The organism is Desulfitobacterium hafniense DCB-2 (assembly GCF_000021925.1).
GTDB classification, from domain to species: domain Bacteria; phylum Bacillota; class Desulfitobacteriia; order Desulfitobacteriales; family Desulfitobacteriaceae; genus Desulfitobacterium; species Desulfitobacterium hafniense.
This window is the reverse complement of record NC_011830.1, coordinates 2,298,493-2,323,357: the sequence shown is the minus strand read 5'-3', so window position 1 is coordinate 2,323,357 and position 24,865 is coordinate 2,298,493. Positions and strand designations below refer to the sequence as shown.

Here is a 24,865-nt window from a genome sequence, read left to right as displayed (position 1 = left end):
CATTCCAAAATGTCATCATTCCAATAAGAGTTTAAGCATTTTTTGCGGATGATTTAAAAAAGCGCGGGTTATCCGGTAATGCTCGGTTTCCTGATAACCAACCTGCTCAATGTCATCCGCTATTTGGTAGATCAGCGCGTCCGGATAGGCCATGATGATCGGGGAGTGGGTGGCAATAATAAACTGAGCCCCCTCCCCCACTAATTCATGCATCCTGCTGAGCATGGACATTTGCCGGGATGGGGATAAGGCCGCCTCAGGTTCATCCAGAATATAGACGCCGTCGCCGCTGAACCGGTTCAGAAAGACAGCGAAAAAGGATTCGCCATGGGATTGCTCATGCAAAGAACGGCCCCCGTAAGAATCGATTAAGGACGGCCCGAAAGCCATTTCCGAATCCAGATCATCAAGATTCGAGGCGAAATTGTAGAAACTTTCCGCCCGCAGGAAAAAACCGTTCCGAGGGGTTCTCGTCCCTTTCACAACTTTCACATAATCGCTCAAATCTGAATGGGTCCTTCTGGATGAAAAATTGAAGTTTTTGGTTCCCCCCTCAGCATTGAAACCATAGGCCACAGCGATAGCTTCTAAAATGGTTGACTTTCCGGAACCATTCTCACCGACAAGAAAAGTCACCTTAGGATGCAGCGCTAAGGTGTCCAAATTCCTTACCGCCGGCAAATGAAAGGGATACCGGGAAAATGACGGAACCCGGACCCGGTCCAGTTCAATATACTTGATGTATGGGCTTAGGTTTTTTGATTTCATGATAAAAACACTTCAGCCAGCTCCACCTTCAAACCACTGAAACAGGCCGATTCAGCATATTCATGAGCCCCCTTCTGAAAGGCCCTGATATCGGCGATTTCCTGCTGCTCCAGAACATAGACATTGATCAGCTTATTTTTCGGGTCAACCATCCAGTACTCCTTGACGCCGCATTGCCGGTAAAGCTCCAGCTTTTTAATAATATCCTTGCTTCTGGTGGACATGGAGAGAACTTCAACCACCAAGGCGGGAACTCCTTTGTACTTCCCCTTTTTGTCCATGTTATCCGGATCGCAGATCATGATGATATCCGGCTGAACCACACAGATGTTATCCTCTGTTTTAAAAAAGGTCACATCAAAAGGCGAAGTGAGGGGGATACACTTTTTATTCTTAAACCAGTTATAAAAGGTACCCATTATTTCGCGAACGGCATATTGATGTCCGTAAGAAGGGGAGGCCAGATTATAGATAACGCCGTCGATCAGCTCAAACCGCTGATCGGAAGACTCCACCAGTTCCAGAAACTCTTCATACGTCACCCTTCCCCCACGGGTTTGATACTCGGCGGCCTCCTCCGCCACCAGGCTTTTATGAGGCTCGTCACAGGGCAGGATTCTGGCAATATCCCTGCCGTTTTTGGTCACAATGATTTCTTCATGGACTTCCACAAACTTTAAATACTTGCCAAAATTGTTCTGGACCTCCGTCGAAGGAACTCTCATCGCCATCCCTCCCGATTAGCTATCTATAAACTATTATTCATAATTTTAGCTAATTTGTCAACCTAAGTTTTCAAATTAGCTAAATGCAATCACCTTCTGTCTCTGCTGCTCCCTGCCTTTTTAAATCCCACCGTCACCAGTGGAATTTAAAAACATAGTCTATAGCTGCTATAGGCTTTGGTCAATACCTTCCTGATTCATTCTTCGCAGGCAATGCCCGGAGTTTTTCGCAATTACTTTGTAATCACGTATTTAGCTTCAGTTTGCGATCCTTTTGAGGTTTCATTACAGGCTTGAATCTTGTAATAATAGGCTGTCTTGGAAAGCAGATTGTCGTCGTAATAGTGGGTATTGACAACTGTGCCTAAAATGCTATACGGTCCTGTTTTCGATGCAGATTTGTATATCGTATAGTAGGTAGCGTTGTCTACCTTATTCCAACCCAGATAAACTTCACCTGTCTCCAAGGAAATCACCTCGAAGCCCCCGGGAGTTCCCAGTGTATTCGTGTCTGAGATAGTATCCGTGGCAGAACCGGCACCAGCGCTTGAGGGGCTTCCCGGGTCCTTGTCCCCGCCGGTCTGAACAACTGCGGAATAAGGGCTTACAGATGAGGCGCTCACAGCCTGAATCCTATAATAATAAGCAACCCCGGAAGTCAAATCCGCATCCAGGTAGTAGGGATGCTCAACCGTTGCAATGCGCACAAATGCTCCATTGGCAGAGGCCGCCCTGTAGACATCATAATAATCTGCATGACTCACTGCATCCCAGCTGATGTTGGCTTGATGGGCATCCGCTACCGAGACCGCCACATTTTGGGGCTGGGATAAGTTTTCACTGACCGGCGGAGTTGTTCCGCTGATGATCTTTGAGTAGGGGCCGGACTCGGATTTGGTGTGTGCTTTTACTTTATAGTAATAAGTTGTTCCCGGGTTAAGAGAGGTGTCAATATAATAGGGAGAAAAAGCTGTGGCAAGCTCCATATACCTTCCGTCAGCGGCTGCAGCCCTGTAGACAGTGTATAAAGAAGCCTCGCTGTTATTATCCCAGGCAAGATAGATTTGTTTGGCGCTCACCGCTGTGGCTTTAAGATTGGACACGGCCAGTTCTCTGCTTTCGCTGCCTATTTCATTACCTATTGCATTACCTTTTGCATTATCTGCCACTCCTGCTTTCACGGCAATTGTATCCAGCAGATTATCCGCCAGGGCGCTTGTTCCGCCAAAGGCGACAATCTTCTGGATGTGGGGGCTGTTCTCCTGGAGGAAACTGCTGGTGACTTCTTTCAGCGGGCTGCCGACCAAAAGCACAGGTGAACCAGATGAGGCTGCCAGGGCTGAGCCTGCTAAAGTATCAGGATAGGACGAGCCGGCAGCGACAAAGCATAGGCTCATATCCAGTTCAGGGGCAAAGGCTTCGACAATAGCTACATTCAGCTCATACCAATCGGAACCTGTGAAGCGCCGGGGAGAAGGAAGCTGTCTGTAGACCGCGTCACTTATGGCATCATCGCTTCCCAGGACATAAGTATTCTCAATTTTTTGCTCCAGTAGGTTTTTCAGGTCTGAGGAAATGCTGTCTTGGGGTGTGAAGATAATCGGCATGCCTTTTTTAGCCGCTATGGAGGCAATGGATAAAACATCTTGAAAATGTTGGCCTGAAGCAATAACTGCCTCCTTAAAGTCACCCATAGCCTGGGCTACCTTCAGTGAGGTTTCATAGCGGTTTATTCCGGCTATTCTTGCTGCATCAATACCCAGATCCTCAATGCTCTTGATGACATTTTCGCTGATCACTCCTGGGCCGCCGATAATCATGACCTCTTTAACACCCTTAGCCAAAAGGATTTCTTCTGTCGCTTTTGCCAAGGTGTTTTTCGGTGTGAGCAGGATGGGAGCGTTATACTGCTTGGCAAGGGATGCCGCGCATAAAGCATCCGGAAAGCTCTCGCCACTGGCTATGATGGCATAGTGCGCAGTATCCCAGCCCGCTCTGGCTATTGCCGCGGCAGTTTCGTAGCGATCCTCTCCTGAAATTCGCTCCCCCGCTTCTATGGAGCCATCACTCAGTCCGGGGCTATTGGTGAGGGCTGACGGAGAACTCAGAGCATAGGTATTCAGAGGCACTATGCTCATGAATAAAATTAAGCAAAGGATGACAGTAAGCTTCAGCTTTTTCATGGTTCTTTCCTCCTGCGTCATATCGTCGTAATTGTTAAATAGTCTGCACATGGATTCAATCGTTAGGTCTCAGATAATATATTTCAACAGATAGATCCGATTTCCTCCAGCTTACCATGCACTTTATATGCCTTGAGGATATAAAAAGAGCCAATGAGAATATATGAATTTATCCTATGTGACTGATTCCTCTCGTTCTCTAAAATATTTTTACACTACTCTTATTGTAATCATTTACACTGCAAATCTCTCATGTTACCCTTAAGTGTAAATAGTTACAAAAAGAGTTCAGCCATAAAAGGGGTGTATTCATGGATTACTTTGAATTGCTGCGTTATAGGAAATCCACCAGGAAATTCAGGCAGGACCAAATATCACAGGACAATCAGTGATTTTTGTGTCTCACAGGAAACAGAATTTACAACCCGGCATTGAGTTCGCAAATGTCACATGCATTGCCTATTCTATGCACCTGGCCGCTGCATGCCTCGGCTTAGGCAGCGTCTTTATCTGGGGTTCTCTTGAAGCAATGCGCGAAATCCCTGAACTTGATAATACAGCGGTTCTGAACCTCCCCGATGACTTTGAACCCCTGTTAGGTATTGCCATCGGCCATCCGGAGCAGAAATTTAAGGCGCGGGATTTAAGAACAGATAAACTAGCCATTAATTACTTATGAGAATGCAAAAGAGAAGCTTAGACACAGACACTCTTCGGAGTGTCTCTATGCTTTGCCTCTCTTACTAAAAAAGATGCCGTCTAAAACCAGCATTCCCTTGGGTGGCAAAGTCACAATCTCCAATCCATCAACCACAGAAAAGTATCAACTGCCAAACCTCAGTCTGAGGGGGAATCAGATTTCCCGCAACAGCCTTTCTTCATAACGTGATAGCACAGATAATGGCCATTATCTGTTTTTATGCGATGATATTCAACCGGTACATACCCTCTGTGGCTGTACATCTCATAGGCCGGGAGTGAAGCATCCAATACAGCTTCCGGATATGCAGCGAAAATAAGCTCCTCCAATTCGTCCATCATGAAGGTTCCAAAACCTTTGCCCTGATAGGCCGGCAACACAAAAAGCCGGTTTATTTCATTCTCCTTGATGCTTCCTGTGCCGACGAACTCCCCTTCTGCTTCCAACAGGAATACTTCATTACCGGCAATTGCCTTTTGGATGGCCTCACGTGAATGGTGGCGCAGAAAAAAATCCACGGCACCCTGGGGATAATAGTTTGGATATGCAGTTCCAATGGTCTCGTTGACGATCTTTTGAACAATCTCAAAATGCTCATATGCAGCTTTAATAATTCTCATATTGGTCCCCTTTTTCACCTGCTGATTTTTTCCCTCCTAATTGCTTTAATAAATTCTTCGCATACTACCTTGTTTCCTTTTGACTTCCTGAATTTTTCATAACACTCTGTCAAAAACTGTGCCAACACGCACGACAGGCAGGACCCGGTAATCAGGCTAAGGACAAGATCTCATTACATTCAGCCGCACCACAACTCACCTACCATATCATTACAAATTTCTGTTGTGATATAAGCCATGATATTGACTTTTTAAAAACACTCTTCAGATAATGCATAATTATTAATTAAAATGATTATAAACATTAAGTTGCCAATGTTAAAATTGAAAATCTCTTATTAGTATTCTTGATATTCCTATAAATGGTATATTATAATTTTTATATTGCTTTGGTGAAAAAAAGTATTTTAATAATACTCCTGTTTTAAAGTCATAAACGTTGATTATAACCTAGGTAAGGAGGGGAAATTTGTTGTAAAAAGAAGTATTGGAACAAATATTTGGCATCAATGCAAAAAAAACATTGGAGGTTAAGCATCTTGAAGATTACTAAAGCAATTTCTTCAACTCTGTTAGTCACCCTATTTATGTTCACAGCCATCCCGTCAGCAGTTTTCGGTGTCTCCGCGGACAAGTATTCCTATTCTTTGACCGGTAAAATTGGCACCGAAACCGCAACCCTTCAGTTCGAACCCAGTCCAGCTGAGGAATACGAAGTTGTTCTTGTGGAAGCGAACGCTGAAGTAAAGTTCACACCCAAAGAAACAATGTCGGCCACTATCAGAGCCTATGACCCTGACGGTTTCTATGCAGGCAGCCTCATGTGGACCATAGACGGCCAGGAAGAAGCCGTAACCGAAATTGAAGCCAACCAAACAGCAACTGCAATTCTTACCGAGTATTTCTGGGGTATGGAACCTTACTATGTACTTAGTTTTGGTAATGCTGATGATACTACTACCAAAATCGTTTACAAGATTTCCGATGGCGTAGCAGCTCCGGCTCCGGAAACTACTCCTGCTCCGACCGAAGAACCTGCTCCTGCTCCAACTCCAGAGCCTGCTCCCGCTCCAACTCCAGAACCAGCCCCTGTTCCGACTCCGGAACCGACCCCAGCTCCAGCTCCGGCTCCAGCTCCGGCACCTGCTCCTGCCCCCACTCCGGCACCTGTAGCAGAATCTCAAGGAAATGTTACATATGCAGTACAAGCAGGGGATACTTTGGGAACTATTGCTTTAAACAATTATGGAAGCTATGAGTATCATACCAAAATCTATAATGCCAATAAGGAACTCCTTAAGAAAAACAACAATAACCTCACTGTCGGCATGAGCCTCGTTTTACCTGGTGATGGACTGTTGCCTGCTCTTAAAAGCGAAAGCGGAACAATTTATACTGTCCAAGCCGGAGACACACTTGGCAAGATTGCTGCGAAGCATTATGGAGATGCAAGCAAATATATGAATATTTATGAGGCCAACAAGGATAGAATTAAGAACCCCAACCTGATCTTTGAAGGACAAAAGATTGTTTTAACAAAATAGGCCTTTCTGATACCTGAAAGCCTTTACTTAACCTCCTATACAGAGATCGAATGTTAAAAAAGTAGTATAATGAAGCAGGCCGGCAGTGCAAAACGCCGGCCTGCTTCTACTTTCGCAAAAGGCCGATCTTAAATGGGGCAGCATTTTAAAAAATTTCCCTTTACTACTCTTAAATTCTAGTCTATTGTTATAAAAGATATAAGCTAGAAATATCAAGAGGCGAGGCGAATTTTTATGCCATTTATGTCGGTAGAAAAATCAGTTCACGTTAAGGCAACTCCTCAAAATTGTATTTTAGCATTTAAAGAAGCGATCTCTACTTTGGACAAATACTCTATCCGTTGTGAAAATACAAGTACAAATACTATTGAAGTGGATAAAAAATTAAGTTTTACTCGCGGTGGAAACGGTGAAAATGTAAGTTTTTCCGCCAAACCAGTTGGGAGTGGTTGCGACATTCTTATAACTGTGTCATCAAAAGGCCTGCCCTATTTGCTCTGGCAAAGGAATTGTGAAAAAGTTGCCCAGGACACTTTGTCGGCATTCTCGGAAAAGATTCAGAGCTATTTGACAAACGAACAAGACGAGAAAAGTGTTTTCTTAAGTGCAGCTGATGAAATTAAAAAATATAAGGAGCTTTTAGACATAGGTGCAATTTCTCCAGATGAATATGAAGCTAAAAAGAAACAATTGCTTGCATTATAAATTGTCATAACCAAATAGGCCATTTAGATTGGAAATCAGCGCTCTGCAATTTCTTTAGCCAATTTACTTCTTTTCAACTGACTATGTCTGAGTAAACTAATTAGTATTTTCGGATTCTTATATGAAAGTCGAACAAGAAAATAATTTATCCATTCCACAACGGCAAACAATGAAAGAAAAAAACCTAAAACAGTATACAGTAGATTATCATGACTACTCAATAATATAACCGGGATAGATAGGGCGATAAGAACTAAGTTAATATATTTAAAAATGTAAAATACCCTGCCAACGTTTTTTATAGTTTTACCTTTCAGTCTTTGTAAACAAAGAAACCAATACAAAGCTCCCTGCCAAAGAATAAAACATAAGATTGACAATGGATAGAGTACCGGCAGGACAAAACCCTCGAATTGCCAATAGTATAGAACCAAAAAAACTACTATACTTGCCAACTCTCCCGTATATAATTTGGTCAATTCAGCCCTTACTTTTTTCTTCATCATGCATTGCTCCCAGAAATTCCCGCTTATCGTTATGCCTATTTTACCACACAAGTCAACTTTGTCATTTCATTTTTCCCTTGTAGAAAAAACCGACCTTTTGGGGGAATCACTCCCGCAAAAGGCCGGTTTTAACATCATCTCCGTCCCCTGTTACTCGGCCATTCTCAGCCGTTCCACAATGCTTTGTTTAGCGGTTGCATAATAAACGGTATAGGGAACGAGGGCTCCCAGAACAAAGAGCAGGGGCAGAATAATCAGCAAGGGCCAAAATACGAAGCGATAGCTTAAAAACCAGATTTGTTCGCTCAAAGGACGCAGAATAAGCAGCGAGAAGCCTACGCTCAGCAGGATGGAACTTATCCCGGTCAAGGCCGCATAACAGCCCCCCTCGCTGCAGAGCATGCCCACCAGCTGCCGGCGGGTCATCCCGATGCTCTGCAGCATGGCCAATTCCCGGTGACGGGTCAGGATACCGGTTAAGACGGCATTGACAAAGTTGAGTACACCGATTATGCCGATAATCGCCGCCAAACTGCCGCCGATCAGAACGGCGGTGTTCCGCAGGCCTTCCAGAGAGGACAGGGCGGTAAATTTCGAGCTGTAGTTCATAGTAGGCTCAATTTCCGCCGTATATCTTTTCAGGAAGTTCTCCAGGTCCCGCTCCTGAGCTTCCGCCACGTTAAAGGCATAGCTCATGGGGAAGGAATTGCCGGTCAGCTCCCGGTAGATATCAGCCGGTAAAAAGAAGGCCGAGCCTATCCAGGAACCATTAGTATTGGTCTGAGGATTGGCCACCACATGGCCCAGAACCGTCATTTCCCATTCTGTACCGCCGCAATTCAAGGTGATCTTGTCCCCCACCTGGTGATTAAAGCGGCCGGTTTCCACCTTCCCCTGGTCATCCGCTTGTATGCCCTCCAGGACATAATCCCCGCCGGCCAGCTTTTCCCGATCCAGTTCACCATCCACAAGCTTCAAGCGGGAAAAGGGGAATTCCTCCAGCCCGTAAAGGGCAGTGGCCAAAGAACCGTCCGGCTGCCTGTTCATGATTTGAGCCGAAGTCCCGCTCTGATAGCTGGCCCAGGAGCCATAGAGGCGCCCCCCGGTTTCAAACCCTTCCTGAGCGCCGGCAGCAGAGATAAAACTCTCGCTGAGGGCACTGCTTTCACCGTCGTATTGATTGTTGAACAGATTAGCATGACCCAGCAGAAAGTCCGAATCGCTGAACTTCTCCAGCCCTTTGTTCAAGTCAACGCTTTGGGAAATCGTAAATACCGTGTTGGTCAGCACAATGCTCAGACTGAGACTGAGGATAACCAGCACAGTGCGGCGTTTGTTGCGCCCGAGATTGGCCATAGCCATCCGCCAGGGTTTAGCGCCATGGCGGGACTTTTTGAGCTTTTTGCCGCTGCTGCGCTCCTGATCCGTATAGCGCACCGCTTCCACAGGGGATATTCCGGCCGCCATTTTTCCCGGTTTATGGGCACTGATCCAAACCGTAAATAAAGCAAACAGGGCCGCCCCGGCGAAGATGAGGGGATCGGGAGATACGGAAACCCCGCTGCCGGCGTAGCTGGAGCGCTCCATCAAGTAGGGAACCAAGGCCTTCCCCACCAAAAATCCTGCCAGCAGCCCCAGAGGAATGCCGATCAAGGAGAGCCGCAGAGCTTGACGGCGGATGATGGCCCGCAGCTGACGGCCGGTGGTACCGATGGTTTTGAGCAGGCCATAAAAGCGGATATCCCGTAGGACCGAGATCTGAAAGATATTGTAAATAATAAGATAGCCTGTCAGGACAAACAAGAGCAGGGCACTGGCCAGAGCAGTCAGGGTCCCGGCATCCATCCCCACCACAGTGGACAGATACGCCCAGTTGACGCCGGTGGCCAGGTAGTTGGGGTCGCCCTCTTCCATGGAGAAGCCGCTTTCCGTCACAACCTTCTCCAGATTTTCCGCAATGTTCAGGCTGTTAGCAAACTTAAGGTAGCCTGTGACGGTACCTGTCAGAGATTTATCCTCGGGATAGGTGTAGTGCAGCTCATCCCGATGGGCATCCACATAAGCTCGGGAGGCAAAGATCTGACCAATATTGAACCCCGGATCGCTTTCCCACCAGCCGGCCAGGATGAAATCCCGCAGGACCTGCCGGCCATGAACCGTGATCTCCAGAGTAAGCGGTGCTCCCACTTCCAGCGGAACCCCTAACAGCTCCAGGGTTTTGGTATCGGCGATCACTTCATTCCCGGCCTGAGGTTTATGCCCGCCGGTGGGCTCCGCAAAACCGTACTTTAACCCCACATCGTCATAGTACCAGAATTCCGTATGCCGCCTGATCAGGGCCTGGTTATCCACGCTGTCGCTCAGTATTCGGCAGTAAGCCATTTCCTCGATCAGGGGATGCTCTCTGATCCGCTCATAAGCTTCATCTGTGACATATTTGACAGCGGCATGCCCATCTCCCCCGGACATGATCATGGAGGCCCGCTGGGTGCTTTCCACCAGGCCAAAGCCCATGGTAAAAACACTGGTGAAGAGAATGGCCGTCAGAGCGATGGCTATCACGGCAATCAGGTTGCGGGTTCCCGCTGTGCGGAAGTTGCGGTCGGCCAGAGTACGGATGGCTTTGTTGTTTTTCACCTTGATCATGTTCGCCCACCACCTGCTATTTTGCCATCCTCAATGCGGATGATCCGATCAGCCAGCTGGGCCAATTCTTCATTATGGGTAATCATGACGATGGTCTGCCTGAACTTTTCCCCGGTCACTTTGAGAAGCCCCATCACGTCCTGACTGGTTCTGCTGTCCAGATTCCCGGTGGGTTCATCGGCCAGGATAATGGCCGGTTTGGTTGCTATGGCTCTGGCGATGGCCACCCGCTGCTGCTGGCCCCCGGAAAGCTGGCCGGGAAGATTCTGCAGCTTGCTTTCCAAACCCAAGGTTTGAACGATTCGGGTCACATACTCCTCGTCCGGTTCATTGCCATCCAATTGGATGGGTAAAATAATGTTCTCATAGATATTGAGCACCGGCACCAGGTTATAGCTCTGGAAGACAAAGCCGATCTTGCGCCGCCGGAAAATTGTCAGCTCTTCATCCTTCAGGGAGAAAATTTCCTTGCCATCCACGGCAACCGTCCCGCCGCTGGGCCGGTCAAGCCCTCCCAGCAAATGGAGCAGAGTGGATTTGCCGCTGCCGGAAGTGCCCACCACAGCGACGAACTCTCCCTTGTCCACCGCCAGGTTCACCCCGTCCAGAGCGCGGACAGCCGTATCACCCTCGCCGTAATATTTGCGCAGGTCCGTTGTTTTTAAAATAACCATGCTCATTTCCTCCAAAAGAAAAGTCTGTATCAGTTTTTCCTTGATACAGACAGGATAACACAACAATCTTTCCTTATTCTTTCTCAGATCTAACAGTTTTGTAAGATTTCAGCGTTTTTTCGATGGGCAGAAACACCGAAAATACCGCTCCCTGCCCCGGCTTTGAGGACACCTTGATATACCCGCCGCCGGCGGCAAGAATTTCCCTGGCCAGAAACAAACCCAGCCCCACGCCCTCTTGTCCGCTTACTGCCGGTGAACGGTAAAAGCGGGCAAAGATTTGGCTTTGTTCTGCCTCGGCTATGCCCATCCCTTCATCAGAGATATCAATCCGGTAAAAGAGCTCATAGGGGATAGCCCGGATGCGGATCAGGCTTTGGGGAGGAGAATATTTCACTCCATTATCCAGGATGTTGTATAGCGCCTCGGCAGTCCATTTGGGATCGTAATAAGCCCTACCCGCTGCCCTCTCCGCTTCAATTCGTATCCCTTTCTCCTCGGCTTTTAATCTGATTTGGGCCAGGGCCGCCTCAATCAAGGCTTGCACCTCACCCTGCCGGGGTGTTACCGCAATGATTCCGGCTTCCAGGCGGGATGCTTTCACCAGGGCGCCGATCAGAAAATCCAGCTTTTGGGCCTGAGCAGACAGTGCCTTGACGCAGAGGGCACCTTCCTCCGGCAGCTCATGCTCCTCAAGCAGCTGGGAATACAGCAGAAGGTTGGCGATGGGTGTCTTGGTTTGATGGGAAATGTCCGCGATCAGGCCCTTTATTTTATCCTTTTCCGCAGCCAGGCTTTGGGAAGACACCTGGCACACCCCTAAGAAACGAGCCATTTTGGCTTCCGTGGCCGACAAGAGAGATTCATCGAAAGCGGTCTCGGCAAAGCTGCCCTCGATAGCCCTGTCCAGCATGGTATTCAAGGAGTCCATAATCCGCCGCGTCTTTCTCCGCTGCCAGAAAGTCACACCAGCTGCCAGGGCCGTCACAGTTACAGCAACAGCGGCTGCCCCCGCTGCCCAAATCCACGTATCCATATCAGGGCACCGCCCAAGTGTAACCGATACCATAAACGGTCTTGATGAAACGGGGTGAGGACGGCAGGTCCTCCAGTTTATTGCGCAGACGGTTTACCGTTACCGAGAGGGCGTTCTCATCCACATATTCGGCCCCCTCCGTCCAGATGGCATCCACCAGCTGGGCCCGGGTCAAGGTCTGCCCGCGGTTTTCCAGCAACAGGCGCAGCAGCTTTTGCTCTGTTTTGCTCAGCTCAATCGGAACACCATCCTTGGCAAACTCCATTTTGGCAAAGGAAAAGCAAAACCCTTCAATCTCCACCGTGTCGCCGGCTGAGGGATGAGCGTTTCTCAGTCTGGCGTTGACCCTGGCCCGCAGGATCATCAGGCTGAAGGGTTTGGTGATGTAGTCGTCCGCTCCCAGTTCCAGGCCCCTGACCACATCGGTCTCCAGGTCATTGGCGGTGAGGATGATGACGGGAACAGCCGAAGTTCTGCGCAACTCCTTCAGAAACTCCAGCCCGTTGCCATCAGGCAGGTTGAGATCCAGGATCACCAGCTGAATGGAAGTGTTCCGGACCGCTTGCCTGGCTTCAGTTAAGTTCCGGGTCTGCACAAAAGCAAAATTATTGTCTTTAAAGGCCAGAACGATTCCTTCGCTCAAGGCTAGATCATCTTCCACGATCAGAATCTTATTGATTGTGCTCACCTCCTGGGTGAAATTATGGATCAGCGTTGGTATAAAACCAACATTCAGCGGAATTTTGCTCCACTAAAATGCTGGCCTTTACCTTATTCTATGTAAAACCTGTTTCATTCATCTTGTGTCATGTTGTTTAAAAAAATGGTTTTGCAGAGGGGGTATTATACAAGATAATTTTTTCATTTTCGTCAATAACCATGATTCCTTGATCAGTCATACCCATAATGTATGCTCCTTCCAACTGTTCTCAGAGAAATCTTATTTTTCTTTTTTCCTCCCGATGATTTAATTATACCATCCAGACTGATTTAGCTGTTGGATCAATTTAATGGAAGAGGTCATTAAAAAGAGCATAAAAAACGGGGTAAACAAACCCCCTTTCAATACTTGAAAAAACGTTGGTACATGACAAAAATTAATAATAAGCTCCTTTGAAATTATAGTATTGCTTTTATAATAAACCACACAATCGGTACAAATAATGCAGGCAGCATATTCAATGCATTGCAATCCTTGATTTTCAAAATGGATAGCCCGGAGCTCAAAATCAGGAATCCGCCGATCAGAGAGACTTCATTGAGTAACTCAGCAGTCAGAAAAGAGGATAAATATCCTGAAAGGAGATAGATACTGCCTTGCCATAAAAACAATACTACCGCGGATAAAGCAATTCCAATGCCATAAGCAGAAGCTAAAACCAGTGATGTAACGAAATCCAAGGTCGCATTGGTATATAAATAAGTGTGGTTGTCATGAAGTGCACTTTCCATAGGCCCTAAGATGGATAACGTTCCGACGCAGAACAACAATATGGCGGTGGAGAGTCCTTGGCTCAAATTCCCTTTGGAGAAACGTTTTGTGAGCCTTTCAAACCGGTCATTCAAATTTATAAACGAGCCGGCAAGACTGCCAATTGCTAAACTGATGATAAACAAGACGGGAAAAGTGCTTTTAGGCATGCTTTGGACAATCGCGTTGATTCCTAAGCCACATGCAGCAAGCCCCATAGCATTATACAATGCGTTTTGATATTTTTCCCCGATGCCTTTTTTAATGCTGCCGCCCATCATACTCCCAACCAGAATAGCAAGGGTATTGACAATAGTACCTATCACAACAAAACCTCCTTCATGGTAAAATAATAAACCCTCCAATAGTTGGAGGGTCAAGGTTTTTTATATGGAATCTGAAGCTCGGTGATGAATTTCGAGGGATCATTGGTCAGGCCATAATCGATTAAGGCAAATTCAAGGGAATCTCCTGCCAGCTCATACCCATTTTCTTTCATATATTGAAGCATTTTGATATAGGAAGCCTCCGCGTCCGGATGGGTGCCTTGGAAGCGCAGTGTCAGGTAATTGCCCCCCGGCAGGCACGATAAGTTTTCCTGGCAGTTATCCTCCGGTTCAATGACGACAAAAACGGCCGAAAATTTATCGAAATTGCCTCTTTGCAGATTGGCGCTTGAAATGGAAACGCCTACTTTGCCAAGAAACATCACAGCGTGGAGAGAATTGCGTTTTGCCAGTTCACGGATCGGTTGTTCCAGATCGTCTGAAATGGCAAGCTCTTTTTTTAGTACAGCTATTTTCCTCTCCTTTAGGGTACGCTCTTCGATTTTATCGAATTCGGTTTGAAAGGCGTCTTCAATCTGCAATAACCTGTTTTCAATTTTCCTTTCGATTCGATCCAGTTGTTTGCGTTCTTCTTCCACTTGCCGTTTTTGCTCCCTGAGAATTTTAAGTATTTTCTTATCATCACGATTTTCCAAAAACTCACGGATTTTCGGCAGAGGCATATTTAAAGAGCGAAGATAATGAATGGTATTCAAACACTCAAATTGACGTGTGGAATAATAACGGTATCCGTTTTCTTCGTTGACGAATTCGGGCTTTAATAAAGCAATCTTATCGTAATGACGAAGGAGACGAACATCTATATTAAAAAGCTTAGAAATTTCTCCTATGGAAAACAATTCATTCATAATATCCTCCGCTTTCTACCATTGTCTCCCTGGATCATTGGCCATAGAGTTGACGGTTCCTTGAGGATAGAGTACCGAATAATGATCTAAGGCGGGGTCCGGGTTTGCACTGGTTGCCTTTGGGAAGACAAGCAAGATCTTAAACTCTTCTCCTGCAGTATAACCAATGATGTCCTCTTCTCCTACTGTAGCAGTGTAGGCAGGTGTCCCAAAACTATTCTTTACTTTAGAAAGAGTAATGTTTTGTAATTGTTTATCAAAAGACCGAACCTCGAAAATCTGGGACCCTTTGTTAAAGCCGAAAACCATGGCATGGTCAGCATAAACAGCATAGTTTCCTTTGGCAGCCGCAACCCAATCGACGCTATCAGGCTTACCCCATTTTTTCTCTACATCTTCAATAACCGTTAGTTTCGCCGCGAAATCACTATTGATAACTTTTCCTTTTTCAGCCAGCTCTCTTATACTCACTAATAAAGCCTGACTGGAATCTGTTTGATTCGAGGAAGACGGCGGGTTTGTTATCTGAGAATCTGGTGCTGTTTGCTCAGGCTCATTCTGTGGCTGGGGTTCAGATGAAGGTGATTGTTCTTGTAACCCGCTGCTCGCCTGCGGAGGGTTGCTCTGAGCAGAACACCCGACAGTAAAGGTGAAGGTGAATGCTATTACTGTAAATACAAGCAATAATTTTTTCGTTAATCTAAACATAAAAGATTCTCCTTTGATTGGATTTCGGAACCTAAAGTTAAACTCTAAGCTAGATAATTAGACGGAATTAGAGGCACTTTTCTAACGGTAAAAGCCAATATTTTAAAGATGGATTTCAACCCGAGGGCGACCTGGGAGCATGTCAAATTGGTCACCAGTGACCAATTTGACATGCTCTCTCCGTCAGAAAAGTTTAGTCCGTACTCTTCGTAAAGCTGTATCAGCCTTAGTAAGGGCTATGTTTTCAACCTTGAAAAACATAGCCCTTTATATTCCACCCACAAAGAAACACTGCTTTTTAGTTCAATGCCAATCCAATGACTTCATTGGTTGCAACATCTAAAGCCACTCTCCATTGTTCATTGATCCCCATCAACTGAGTACCACTTAAACTCCTCACTCCGAAAAACATTCGTATTCTTGGGGTACCTATATTCATAAAGGGGCATACCGTCTGTTGATAAAGCTATCGCATTTAATTCATTATTCGCTTGAATAGCCTTATGCCAGGAAAAGATTGCTGGGCTTCCTTCCGTAATTTCTTTTCTTACTCTATCGTCCTTTGGCCCGGCTTCGATAAAGGCAATTTGGGGATCCGTTGTCTCAACTGCCAAAACTGCTGCCTGTCCTCGATTGTCTGTATAACTCATCCAGCCCACAGTTTCTATCGGATCAGCTGATTTCTCGATGTGGACAGCAACTGGAGCCCTCCACAAGAGCGAAGACTTAATCGAAATGACTGTCCTGGGTCCCTTATCTGTATCAAGGATGTAAACCTTGCTCCAGCCGAAATCCACATCGCCAAGAGGCTCCGCGTTCTTGCCTACATCTGAATGAGCTTTGGCCGCTGCAAGTGGGGTAGCCCTATAATCCCCTGCAAAATAATAACCCAAAACAAGGACCATAACTAGAATTGCTGCCACTGTAATCTTATTAAAATTTCTCATGGTCTCCCCTCCTGACTAATATAAGTATTAACTCCTATTCGACAACCTTAATCGTTATTTTATCGGAGATACTTATGGGGTTTATATCTCCGTATTTCAGGGTTGCCGAAATACGAATCTTGTCTGTGCTTCTATAAATGGGGTTATCTGAGTACACTTTCAGCTCGAAAAGCTCATTGCTGTCATCATGCAGAGCATGGATGTCATTGAGTTGAACAAAGTCCACCCAGTCAATAATCACATGCTGGCCGCAGCCGCCGAGCAGCGACGCCATTGCAATGATAGCTATAGATACACATTTCATTCGCAACCCCCGCATTGAAATACGAACCTGTTCACTGAGCCTTACTACCTTCTTATATGTGACTTCTCCGCAATGGATAAATATCCTTCTCAGAGGCAAAAACAGCCCCTTCAGCAATTCCTCAATAAACCGCTTTGACGCTAACTAAAGAAAAACCGTTTCCAAGTCTTGTTTGAAAACAGTTTTTCTTTAGTCAGCCATTAGTGAGCCATCAGAGCTAATGCGTTCTTAGCAACGTTACGTCCAGAGGAGTTTATATTATTACCATTGCAAGTACCACCGACTTTGAAGGTGTACATATTTGCCCAAAGCATAGTACCCTCTATCCCGACTACATACAAACCTTTTATAGGATTCCCCTTTGTGTCTATTGCATTGAAATTATTGTCAGCCTTGATTGATCCGATCGCTGCGGTAATACTATATCCTGTATGCAGCCCATAGAGCGGACCCGGGTTGAAAGAAATAAGTGCAGAAGGATCCTTACCAAAATCAGCGCCATCGTGCTGCTCGCAAGATGCGTTATAACGTTCAAAGGTTTCATTAAATTGCAATTATTGTATTGAACAGTGGCATAGAGTTAAAAGCCCGCTTACGCGGGCTTTTAACTCTGATGATTCATGAATATATATAAATTTTCCTGGGGAGCTGTTATTTTTTCGCCTGCTCCAAAGCAAGATTGACGGCTTCTTTAATCGCTGCTGACGACAGGGTGGCACCGCTGATGGTTTCCACTTCCGTGGATTGTGCTTCGACGATTTTACCGGGCAGTTCAGCCACAGCGCGGGAGCCGATACCCTCGGTTTCATGATTTTCCACAACCGTGACGTCGGTAATTTTATCATCCTTAATGGTGACGGATACTTTCAGACCGAGCTGAATTCCTTTGTCGCTGGTTCCTTCGTAAGTTCCGTCCTTATACACGCTTGTGCTGGCTGGAGAGGTGCTTCCGCCGCAGCCGGCCGCTAAAAGCACAACTGCCAGCAACATGCATATTACAGTAAATAATTTAGTCTTTTTCATCTGTATCTCCTTAGATTATTAGATTTGCTTGACGGCATTTTCACCGGCAATGTATCCATAAAACATACACAGTGAGTGCGAAATGCCCTTGCAAGCAATTGGATAAGCCACATGGTAGCGGTTGCCCTGAATATTGCCGGCAACGTAAAGCCCGGGGATAATTTTGCCCTCTTTGTCATAAACATGACAATCTTCATCTGAAACCAGACCGCCGGCTACAATCAATGTCATTGACATACCACTCTCAAAAGTATAAAATGGCCCTTTTTCAATGGTGTGCAGACGGGTTGCAACTTTGCCAAAGTCCACATCCTCACCGTTTCTGGCTAACTCATTATAGCGTTCAATTGAGGCCTTAGCTTTTTCTTTATCGCGAATATCAGTTAAAGCCAAAAGCTCATCAATCGTTTCCGCCTTAAACATGGTGGCATTTTTTTGTGCTACCGCGTCTTCCACGGCATCAGGCATAATGTACGGACTAATACCGTCAATGGTCAGATTCTCAGGTGTTGGCTTATCAACCACATAAGACGGGCATCCGTGCATGGCTTGAAAATACGGCACAGATTCTGCCCAGGTAGAATCAAAGATTGTCCAGCATTTACGTTCCGGCTGGGCCTCAAGTTGATTTTGTACTGCTTGACCGCCTTGGTCTTCGTTCATAAAACGCTCGCCATTAAGATTAAGACGCAAAAACGGAGCTGTGCCGATGCCGCCCTTGGATGTACCAAAATGGCCCATATAGTGAGTCATTGGAGCGTGCTTTTGCTGAATGGCAGCATTCACGTACGAGCCCAAAATCAGACCATCGCCCTGGTTGGTACGATTACCTTCGACGTCCACAGCGGAGTGTCCAAACGCGACGAGTTGATTAAGTTGTTGCATTTGTAGGATTGTCTCATATATCTGCTGGGTTTCTATGCTTACCGCACACCTGCCAAAACAAATATAGAAGCTCGCTGACTCAGCGAGCACAGCCAAAGAACGGTGCGGACGAAATCCGCACCGTTCTTTGGCTGTGCACTCTATATGTTCTTACCCCCACATGCTGATGCTGGCGGGAGAAACGTAATCCTTGCCCATTGTCCTCTTTTTTGTATTTGCTCAGAAAGGTAGCACCGAGCTTTCTGGATATTGCGGAGCAGATTTTAGCTGAGTGCCGTGCGCCGTGAGGACCGAAAGGCTCCGCAATCAATGGATAATTTTTAGAGGCTTTTTAGCGGGCGGCCACTCCTTAATCGTCTCAGCTATGGTCTCAAGCAGCTTCTGGGCCTCTTTTCTTTTTTCTTCTTTCAGCTTCGCATCAAGATGGGTCAGATTGGTCAGGGCTGTCGTCAGCTCGAAGAAGCAGGATTTTTTTGGTCTGATGGGTAATCATATTGATTTCAGCCGCGATCACCAGCGGCGTCCGTTCAGTCACTAAATCATTCACTCCATCTGTCCGCCTTTCGTCAATTCGCCTAATGCAGAATATGCCGACGGCCAATGGATAGTGAGACTAGTAAGGGCTATGTTTTCAACCTTGGAAAACATAGCCCTTTATACCAACTCAGCAATTCCTTGATAAACCCATCAGATATTCAACTTTATTCAGCGTTGCTGCTGCTTTTCGGGCAGCTTTAGCTGCACCGGCAGTCAATATTTGATCGAGGTAGTCACTATGAACAAATTCATAATACCTTTTCTGGATGGGACGTGTGGTTTCAATAATGGCTTCGGCAAGGTCATTTTTAAATTGACCGTAGCCCTTGCCCTCATATAGTTGTTCGATTTCATCTGTGGACTTATCAGTAATTAAAGAATAGATGGCCATCAGATTCGATATGCCGGCCTTACCTTCTCGATCATAGTAAATTTTGTTTTCCGAATCAGTTTGAGCCCGTTTAATCTTTTTGAGGATTGTTTCCGGTTCGTCAAGCAGATAAGGCGTTGCCAGGGAATTGGCATCCGATTTGCTCATCTTTTTCTTTGGTTCCTGGAGGGACATAATTCTTGCGCCCACTTCCCGGGTATGAATAGCAGGGAGTTTAAATGCTTCCCCATAACGGCTGTTAAAGCGTTGGGCTAAATCTCTGGTTATTTCAATGTGTTGTCGTTGATCATCCCCAACCGGCACATAATCCGTTTGGTAAAGCAGGATATCCGCAGCCATTAAGGGCGGATAGGTAAGCAAGCCGGCGGGGATGGAATCGCCATTGCCGTGCCGCTGCGCTTTATCCTTATACTGAGTCATCCGTTCAAGCTCGCCAATCGTGGCTAAGGTGGTCATGATCCATCCCAATTTAGTATGTTCAGCTACTTCTGATTGAATAAATAAAGTTACTTTATCCGGGTCCAGGCCGATTGCCAGATACAGTGCGGCTAAATTCCTGCTGTTTTTCCTGAGTTGTTCAGGTTCTTGGGGAACAGTGATTGCATGTTGATTGACAATACAGAAATAGCACTCATGCTCATTTTGATAGCTTGTAAAGTTTTTCATTGCACCAAGATAATTCCCTAAGGTGATTGTTCCACTAGGCTGTACGCCTGAGAAAATTACTGCCATTGCTGTCACTCCTCATACTATAGTTAAAAAATAAAAAGTCCAATCATCCTCAAGGGACGATTGGACCGTGGTGCCACCCATATTTGTTTAATATATTGCCTATTGCCACATATTAAACACTCTTTCCATACTGAATCATACGGCACCTTTGTAACGTGTGGATGATCACGTCAACTCCTACTGCTAGTTCGGGTTGCTGCTCAAGAGGCCATTCCATAGTTATTCCGCGCTGATTCTCACCAACCATCAGCTCTCTGAGGCTTCCTAACTATTTACTCTTCTCTGTCATTGCTTTTCATCATTATTTATATGTTAACTCAACTTTCGCACCCCAGTTGAGGGAATAGAGCCTTGATATAACTGGGTAATGCAGCAATCCACTTTTGTAATTGACTGAGTGATTCGTTATTCTCTGGTTTATTGGGTAGTAGATTAAGAACAAACGTCATTAACTGACGTAGTGCTGTTTTCAAGTCTAAATCCATAACCTCATCAGCAAAAAGATAAAAGAGTCCCCCAAGAGAGCGTTCATCATTGTTTTCTCTTCGTTCCCACTCCAGGATGAGGTAACGGGTAAAGACTATGGTTGTGTGACTAACCATCATATCGAAGGATCGGCCCTGAAATTCAGTTCCTAGCTTCAAATGCGATTTGGCCATTTTGAAAAACGTTTCGATACTCCAACGCATCCCGTAAATTCTTACGACTTCAGTAGTTTCTAAGGAAAGATCGGTGGTTAAGATCGCTAACCACTCTCTTCGGTTGTTTCGATTCTGGACGAAAACAACTTTTAAAGCTAAGCCTGAAGGGGTATGAACACGCACTGAACCCAGTATTTCTGCTTTCGGGTTCTTTGGGACTCTCGCGTAGAGCTCTCGTAAACTGAGTGATTTTCCTTCAAAGAGATAACGCTGCTTAAGTTCTTTAACCATTCCAATAACGTGAAGCTCCTTATCCCTTAGCTTTTGCAAAAGTGGAGCATGGGTAAACCAACTATCCATTAGGACGTAATCCGCTGAGAATCCGGCTTTGAGAGCTCGTTCAAGCATTTGAACCACGGTGTCCGGTTTAGGGCTCATCGCTTCCAGGCGACGCTTATAGCCTACGGAGCGTTTGTCTAAGTCCTCTCTCATTTCACAAAGACGATTTTTAGCTTTTGCAGAACTCATCAATGTAAAATCAAGGGGTGCGAAGCTGAACCCGTCAGACCAGCCCAAGGTTAGTAAGGTGTAACCGCGAACAAAGCGGCCCGAAACATGGTCAAACACTCGGGCTAAGAGTTCAACTTTCTTGCTTCGTTCGCGCTCCATTACAGAATCATCTACGATAAAAACACGGATACGCTGCGCAGAGGTGAGCTTTTCAAAGCGTCCGACCATCTTGAGGCTGAGTAACTGGTAAAAACGCCTCCAGTTATACCGAGAGTCATTGAGAAACCGATAAACAACATCTTTACCTGGAAGAGATTCTGCCCGGCTTCCTTCTAACAGCCGAAACAGATTTCGACCTTGAAAAACGAGTTGGAAAATGATTTGGAAGACAACGAAGCTTGAAACCCCATAGGACTTGCGGATCCCAGCGGCTCGAAGCAGCTGACTAAGCTTAAGGGAAGAAAAAATTAAAGAAAGCTGATTTTGATGCTGTTCAGGCAGAGAGTTGTGTTGTAACATGGAGATACGCACCTTTCTGTTTTGGAAATTATGGTTGTTTGGTCACTTCCATTTTACCAATTCGAAAGGTGTTTTTCTGTCAATGAACAAAATATTTTTAGCCTAATCCAGTAGTAGACTGAGTTTGAACAGATTTTCGCGCTGCGAAAGTTGAGTATGTTAAGAAATAGTTTATCAGCTTTATGCCCTTAAATCAAGTTTCGCATCGTGCCGGGCTCTTCAGCTGAAATTCTCTTTAACTGAAGTTCCCTTAGCTGAAATTCGTCACCAGTGTCGTTTTTCAACTCTGCCAAAGCATTCACTTCTTCCCCTCTACATCCTGAACATGCCTACCTCCGCCGAAACAACTCCTCCTTCTTCAGCCCATTGGCCTTAACCATCTGCCGCCAGCCCGCTTCCGCCGCAAATTTATAGGCAAACCTGGGAAAGTTGGCCGTAATAAAAACAGGAGCCCCGCCGGTACGGTGAACAATATTCGCAGCCAGGGTTTGCAGTGCTTTGCCCAGATTCTTCTTCGGCCCGCTCCCTGCCGGGACATTCTTTAGCGTCGGAAGCATTCCCCCCGCTCCGATGCCCAGGCCCTGCCCCCATTGCCGGCCTGCTCTCGCACACCAGTTTTCCACCATTTCCAAAGCCAGGCCGCACTGCTCTCCCTCATAGAAACCGCAGTTCACCAGACAATACACCACAACCTCCGACCCAGGCTGAGCTTTAGCTTTGAAGTGATTCTCCAGCTGAGCCAAACAGCTCAGCAGATGAGAAGGGATCCCGTCCACATATAGAGGGAAGGCCAAAACCCAAACATCCTGCTCTTCCAGCTGCTCCAGATCTTCAAGGCTCAGCTGGGGCTTGCGAAAACCATATTCTGTAATCTTACTGTCCTCCACCAAAGTCCGCAATGCCTGCAGTACAGCCTCTGAAGCACTGTTTTTGGCTTTGGGACTCCCGTTGATCAAGGCTATTTTCAGCATAACTGTCCCTCCAATTCGGCCAATTCCCGGATGAAAAAAACCTTGACCCTTTGACAGTTCAGATTAACGGCATTGGCCCGAACTAATTTCTCCGCCGTCCGTTGCTCTTTTTCCGTGATCTCACCATAAAACCAAACGCTCAAATCCAAGGGCTGCTCATAACGGGGCCTGTGGTGCATCTCCCCGTTTCTTATTACAAAATAAGGATGAATATAGGAGATGCTCCGATCCAAGACATTTTTGACAAACGGGCTGTATCCGCCGTAGAAGCATTGGCTGATAATGATCAGCTCACTGCTGTGCCCCAAATCCGCTCCCATATCACCATACTCGTCCCGGATCACACAGGCCCCCGGTGTCTTGACCCAGCAGCCAAAGCAGCCGATACAGTGCCGGATTCTGCCGTTATTGGCGATGATTTTGGTATCTCCGCCCAGTCCGGGTCTGATTTTATCCAGCTCTTCCTGAGCAAGATCATGTATCAACAACCTCATAGCCTTCCACCGCCCCATACTGTTTTTAAGTTATATCCTGTGAATCAATTTAACCTATCTTCTTTGAATCTATCTTCATTATACTAACTTAAGTGGAAAACACCACCGTTGCCAAATTCAAATTTTCCTCCTGCTCCGATCTCGAAATGTTTCTTGGCAATCCCTAAATCAACCAGATCCATGGCATAGTCATCGGCAATTCCAGCGCTTAAACTGTTGTTCTCATACTTAAACATTGCCTTTTGGCTGTTTTTAGCACTTGGGGCAAGCAGTACGGCTTTCATTCCGTTTTCTGTCCATTGAGGCAATGGTTGATCGCTTATGATTCGTTCTGCCATGGCCTTTACTTTTCTATGGGTAGCTGACCGCACCATTTTTTCTGTCAGAGAGGGAGCGGCCACTCTCCCTACTAAAACAACACAGACCAATTCCTCGCCGTCATCTGCCATGAGTTCGTCTTTATCGAAGGTGCCCCCGACCCAGCAGGTTCCCAAGCCTAAATCAGTGATAGCAAGAACTAGCTCCTCTCCATAATAACCCAGCTTTTCCTTCAAGTCCTGGAGTTCTTTTTTCCCTTTCATCACTATCAGTGAACGCACATTGGTAAATAAACCATAGCTCTTGCTTAACTTCTGAAAGGCGTGGCTTCCGTCCGCCAGGAATGTCATAGCCAAGCCGGAGGCTGCATTGAATTCGTCAATAAGCGCAATGATTTTCTCTTTCTCCTGATCGGTAATGGGCTCTTTGGCAAACTTTCTCCGGGATATTCTCTTCTCCATGGCACTCCACATAACATTACCTCCCCATTATTCGTCATTTCCTGAATAGAATTCTTGCATTAAATCTTCGATATGCAAGACAAGGTTCTTAAGCAATGCAAATTTACCGGACATATTGATATAGTAAAAATTCTTCGCTCCTTCTTCCCGCATGAGTATGATCCCCGCATCCCGCAAAATCTTCAGGTGGTGCGAAACAGCAGGGCGGGAAAGATGGACCTGCTCTGTAATTTCACCGACACGCAGGCCCGTCTGGCAGGTAGTTTCCATCAAAACCATCAGGATCGCCTGACGGTTTTCATCGCCAATAGCCAATAAGAGTTTTTGACAGTTCAGGAAATCCTCTTTGATCAGCTGGAGCTGCTCGTGTTTGTCCATAGAGACACCTTCTTAATCTCGTTTAATCGTTCGAACCAATAAACCTTATATAAATCATAAATCAGCCTTCAGCCCTATGCAACATTGGGAAAGAAATTCAAGACCAATACACCTTAAATAAGCAAAAAAGACGGCTGACATTTGGACATTCCGCAAGAAATGCTCCAAATTATCAACCATCGTTCAAAAAAGTATACCGACGCTGCCATGAGACGCAGTGTGTGGTTTCTCCATAATTCCTCAATGGATAGCGGCATCTGCCCTCAGCTTGAC

At 46.0% G+C, this 24,865-nt stretch carries 25 protein-coding genes, 1 pseudogene and 1 other annotated feature; of the genes and pseudogenes, 3 read left to right on the top strand and 23 right to left on the bottom strand.

Features of this window, described 5'->3' with window-relative positions; all coding sequences use genetic code 11:
- Positions 1-15: 15 nt before the first annotated feature.
- The 3 genes from DHAF_RS10720 to DHAF_RS10710 form a co-directional block, all read right to left on the bottom strand.
- Positions 16-768 (bottom strand): AAA family ATPase, encoded by a 753-nt coding sequence (locus tag DHAF_RS10720; RefSeq protein ID WP_015943887.1) that lies wholly within the window; start codon positions 766-768, stop codon positions 16-18.
- Complete coding sequence (locus DHAF_RS10715; protein ID WP_015943886.1) at positions 765-1,493, bottom strand: type II toxin-antitoxin system Phd/YefM family antitoxin; 729 nt, start codon at positions 1,491-1,493, stop codon at positions 765-767. Before DHAF_RS10715 ends, DHAF_RS10720 begins: the two co-directional genes overlap by 4 nt.
- A 233-nt stretch (positions 1,494-1,726) precedes the next feature.
- Positions 1,727-3,676 (bottom strand): cell wall-binding repeat-containing protein, encoded by a 1,950-nt coding sequence (locus DHAF_RS10710; RefSeq protein WP_015943885.1) that lies wholly within the window; start codon positions 3,674-3,676, stop codon positions 1,727-1,729.
- A gap of 397 nt (positions 3,677-4,073) precedes the next feature.
- On the opposite strand from DHAF_RS10710, the gene DHAF_RS10705 reads away from it, so the two are divergent.
- Complete coding sequence (locus DHAF_RS10705) at positions 4,074-4,355, top strand: nitroreductase family protein (protein WP_202796165.1); 282 nt, start codon at positions 4,074-4,076, stop codon at positions 4,353-4,355.
- 158 nt (positions 4,356-4,513) lie between these two features.
- On the opposite strand, the gene DHAF_RS10700 is transcribed toward DHAF_RS10705, so the two are convergent.
- Positions 4,514-4,996: a GNAT family N-acetyltransferase gene (locus DHAF_RS10700; RefSeq protein WP_041272078.1), complete on the bottom strand. Its 483-nt coding sequence runs from the start codon at positions 4,994-4,996 to the stop codon at positions 4,514-4,516.
- 509 nt (positions 4,997-5,505) lie between these two features.
- Between DHAF_RS10700 and DHAF_RS10695 the strand changes: the two genes are divergently transcribed.
- Positions 5,506-6,540 (top strand): LysM peptidoglycan-binding domain-containing protein, encoded by a 1,035-nt coding sequence (locus DHAF_RS10695; protein WP_041271958.1) that lies wholly within the window; start codon positions 5,506-5,508, stop codon positions 6,538-6,540.
- A gap of 234 nt (positions 6,541-6,774) precedes the next feature.
- The gene (locus tag DHAF_RS10690; protein WP_015943881.1) at positions 6,775-7,245 is read left to right on the top strand and encodes an SHOCT domain-containing protein; all 471 of its coding nucleotides are present in this window, start codon (positions 6,775-6,777) and stop codon (positions 7,243-7,245) included.
- Between the two features lie 35 nt (positions 7,246-7,280).
- Here DHAF_RS10690 and DHAF_RS10685 read toward each other — a convergent pair whose 3' ends face one another.
- The 19 genes and pseudogenes from DHAF_RS10685 to DHAF_RS10595 form a co-directional block, all read right to left on the bottom strand.
- The gene (locus DHAF_RS10685; RefSeq protein WP_015943880.1) at positions 7,281-7,751 is read right to left on the bottom strand and encodes a hypothetical protein; all 471 of its coding nucleotides are present in this window, start codon (positions 7,749-7,751) and stop codon (positions 7,281-7,283) included.
- 150 nt (positions 7,752-7,901) lie between these two features.
- Complete coding sequence (locus DHAF_RS10680; protein ID WP_015943879.1) at positions 7,902-10,397, bottom strand: ABC transporter permease; 2,496 nt, start codon at positions 10,395-10,397, stop codon at positions 7,902-7,904.
- Entirely contained in the window at positions 10,394-11,071 is a 678-nt protein-coding gene (locus tag DHAF_RS10675) for an ABC transporter ATP-binding protein (RefSeq protein ID WP_015943878.1), read from the bottom strand. Before DHAF_RS10675 ends, DHAF_RS10680 begins: the two co-directional genes overlap by 4 nt.
- A 73-nt stretch (positions 11,072-11,144) precedes the next feature.
- Positions 11,145-12,107, bottom strand: a complete 963-nt coding sequence (locus tag DHAF_RS10670) for a sensor histidine kinase (protein WP_015943877.1) — start codon at positions 12,105-12,107, stop codon at positions 11,145-11,147.
- Between the two features lies 1 nt (position 12,108).
- Positions 12,109-12,795, bottom strand: coding sequence for a response regulator transcription factor (locus DHAF_RS10665; protein WP_015943876.1), 687 nt, complete (start codon positions 12,793-12,795; stop codon positions 12,109-12,111).
- A 431-nt stretch (positions 12,796-13,226) separates the two neighbouring features.
- Entirely contained in the window at positions 13,227-13,904 is a 678-nt protein-coding gene (locus tag DHAF_RS10660) for a DUF554 domain-containing protein (RefSeq protein ID WP_015943875.1), read from the bottom strand.
- Positions 13,905-13,954: 50 nt separating this feature from the next.
- Positions 13,955-14,773, bottom strand: coding sequence for a MerR family transcriptional regulator (locus tag DHAF_RS10655; protein WP_005814219.1), 819 nt, complete (start codon positions 14,771-14,773; stop codon positions 13,955-13,957).
- 15 nt (positions 14,774-14,788) lie between these two features.
- Positions 14,789-15,481, bottom strand: a complete 693-nt coding sequence (locus tag DHAF_RS10650) for a YjgB family protein (protein WP_005814217.1) — start codon at positions 15,479-15,481, stop codon at positions 14,789-14,791.
- 359 nt (positions 15,482-15,840) lie between these two features.
- A complete protein-coding gene (locus DHAF_RS10645) occupies positions 15,841-16,428 on the bottom strand; it encodes a hypothetical protein (RefSeq protein ID WP_005814215.1) in 588 nt (195 codons plus the stop codon).
- A 34-nt stretch (positions 16,429-16,462) separates the two neighbouring features.
- Positions 16,463-16,732, bottom strand: coding sequence for a hypothetical protein (locus DHAF_RS10640; protein ID WP_005814213.1), 270 nt, complete (start codon positions 16,730-16,732; stop codon positions 16,463-16,465).
- A gap of 651 nt (positions 16,733-17,383) precedes the next feature.
- Entirely contained in the window at positions 17,384-17,755 is a 372-nt protein-coding gene (locus DHAF_RS10630; RefSeq protein WP_005814210.1) for an FMN-binding protein, read from the bottom strand.
- A gap of 18 nt (positions 17,756-17,773) precedes the next feature.
- Positions 17,774-18,640, bottom strand: coding sequence for an FAD-binding protein (locus tag DHAF_RS10625; protein ID WP_242659969.1), 867 nt, complete (start codon positions 18,638-18,640; stop codon positions 17,774-17,776).
- A gap of 306 nt (positions 18,641-18,946) precedes the next feature.
- Positions 18,947-19,108, bottom strand: a pseudogene (locus DHAF_RS26415) (DUF3102 domain-containing protein); the annotation flags it as partial.
- A 196-nt stretch (positions 19,109-19,304) separates the two neighbouring features.
- On the bottom strand, positions 19,305-20,300 hold the full coding sequence (gene trpS / locus DHAF_RS10620) for a tryptophan--tRNA ligase (protein WP_005814203.1): 996 nt from the start codon (positions 20,298-20,300) through the stop codon (positions 19,305-19,307).
- A 49-nt stretch (positions 20,301-20,349) separates the two neighbouring features.
- Positions 20,350-20,598, bottom strand: a binding site (T-box leader).
- Between the two features lie 19 nt (positions 20,599-20,617).
- Positions 20,618-21,970, bottom strand: a complete 1,353-nt coding sequence (locus DHAF_RS10615) for an IS4-like element ISDha5 family transposase (protein WP_005808317.1) — start codon at positions 21,968-21,970, stop codon at positions 20,618-20,620.
- 329 nt (positions 21,971-22,299) lie between these two features.
- Positions 22,300-22,941, bottom strand: coding sequence for an NADPH-dependent FMN reductase family protein (locus DHAF_RS10610; protein ID WP_005814201.1), 642 nt, complete (start codon positions 22,939-22,941; stop codon positions 22,300-22,302).
- Positions 22,935-23,435, bottom strand: coding sequence for a flavodoxin family protein (locus DHAF_RS10605; protein WP_015943873.1), 501 nt, complete (start codon positions 23,433-23,435; stop codon positions 22,935-22,937). The genes DHAF_RS10610 and DHAF_RS10605 overlap by 7 nt, the downstream gene beginning before the upstream one ends.
- An 83-nt stretch (positions 23,436-23,518) precedes the next feature.
- Positions 23,519-24,226 (bottom strand): nitroreductase family protein, encoded by a 708-nt coding sequence (locus DHAF_RS10600; protein ID WP_015943872.1) that lies wholly within the window; start codon positions 24,224-24,226, stop codon positions 23,519-23,521.
- Between the two features lie 15 nt (positions 24,227-24,241).
- On the bottom strand, positions 24,242-24,592 hold the full coding sequence (locus DHAF_RS10595; RefSeq protein WP_005814195.1) for an ArsR/SmtB family transcription factor: 351 nt from the start codon (positions 24,590-24,592) through the stop codon (positions 24,242-24,244).
- Positions 24,593-24,865: the final 273 nt, after the last annotated feature.

Bases quoted from the DNA above. Each gene is read 5' to 3' on its own strand.
- DHAF_RS10720 (WP_015943887.1), bottom strand. From the start codon at position 768: ATGAAATCAAAAAACCTAAGCCCATACATCAAGTATATTGAACTGGAC.
- DHAF_RS10715 (WP_015943886.1), bottom strand. From the start codon at position 1,493: ATGAGAGTTCCTTCGACGGAGGTCCAGAACAATTTTGGCAAGTATTTA.
- DHAF_RS10710 (WP_015943885.1), bottom strand. From the start codon at position 3,676: ATGAAAAAGCTGAAGCTTACTGTCATCCTTTGCTTAATTTTATTCATG.
- DHAF_RS10700 (WP_041272078.1), bottom strand. From the start codon at position 4,996: ATGAGAATTATTAAAGCTGCATATGAGCATTTTGAGATTGTTCAAAAG.
- DHAF_RS10695 (WP_041271958.1), top strand. From the start codon at position 5,506: ATGCAAAAAAAACATTGGAGGTTAAGCATCTTGAAGATTACTAAAGCA.
- DHAF_RS10690 (WP_015943881.1), top strand. From the start codon at position 6,775: ATGCCATTTATGTCGGTAGAAAAATCAGTTCACGTTAAGGCAACTCCT.
- DHAF_RS10685 (WP_015943880.1), bottom strand. From the start codon at position 7,751: ATGATGAAGAAAAAAGTAAGGGCTGAATTGACCAAATTATATACGGGA.
- DHAF_RS10680 (WP_015943879.1), bottom strand. From the start codon at position 10,397: ATGATCAAGGTGAAAAACAACAAAGCCATCCGTACTCTGGCCGACCGC.
- DHAF_RS10675 (WP_015943878.1), bottom strand. From the start codon at position 11,071: ATGGTTATTTTAAAAACAACGGACCTGCGCAAATATTACGGCGAGGGT.
- DHAF_RS10670 (WP_015943877.1), bottom strand. From the start codon at position 12,107: ATGGATACGTGGATTTGGGCAGCGGGGGCAGCCGCTGTTGCTGTAACT.
- DHAF_RS10655 (WP_005814219.1), bottom strand. From the start codon at position 14,773: ATGAATGAATTGTTTTCCATAGGAGAAATTTCTAAGCTTTTTAATATA.
- DHAF_RS10650 (WP_005814217.1), bottom strand. From the start codon at position 15,481: ATGTTTAGATTAACGAAAAAATTATTGCTTGTATTTACAGTAATAGCA.
- DHAF_RS10645 (WP_005814215.1), bottom strand. From the start codon at position 16,428: ATGAGAAATTTTAATAAGATTACAGTGGCAGCAATTCTAGTTATGGTC.
- DHAF_RS10640 (WP_005814213.1), bottom strand. From the start codon at position 16,732: ATGAAATGTGTATCTATAGCTATCATTGCAATGGCGTCGCTGCTCGGC.
- DHAF_RS10630 (WP_005814210.1), bottom strand. From the start codon at position 17,755: ATGAAAAAGACTAAATTATTTACTGTAATATGCATGTTGCTGGCAGTT.
- DHAF_RS10625 (WP_242659969.1), bottom strand. From the start codon at position 18,640: ATGCAACAACTTAATCAACTCGTCGCGTTTGGACACTCCGCTGTGGAC.
- trpS (WP_005814203.1), bottom strand. From the start codon at position 20,300: ATGGCAGTAATTTTCTCAGGCGTACAGCCTAGTGGAACAATCACCTTA.
- DHAF_RS10615 (WP_005808317.1), bottom strand. From the start codon at position 21,970: ATGTTACAACACAACTCTCTGCCTGAACAGCATCAAAATCAGCTTTCT.
- DHAF_RS10610 (WP_005814201.1), bottom strand. From the start codon at position 22,941: ATGCTGAAAATAGCCTTGATCAACGGGAGTCCCAAAGCCAAAAACAGT.
- DHAF_RS10605 (WP_015943873.1), bottom strand. From the start codon at position 23,435: ATGAGGTTGTTGATACATGATCTTGCTCAGGAAGAGCTGGATAAAATC.
- DHAF_RS10600 (WP_015943872.1), bottom strand. From the start codon at position 24,226: ATGTGGAGTGCCATGGAGAAGAGAATATCCCGGAGAAAGTTTGCCAAA.
- DHAF_RS10595 (WP_005814195.1), bottom strand. From the start codon at position 24,592: ATGGACAAACACGAGCAGCTCCAGCTGATCAAAGAGGATTTCCTGAAC.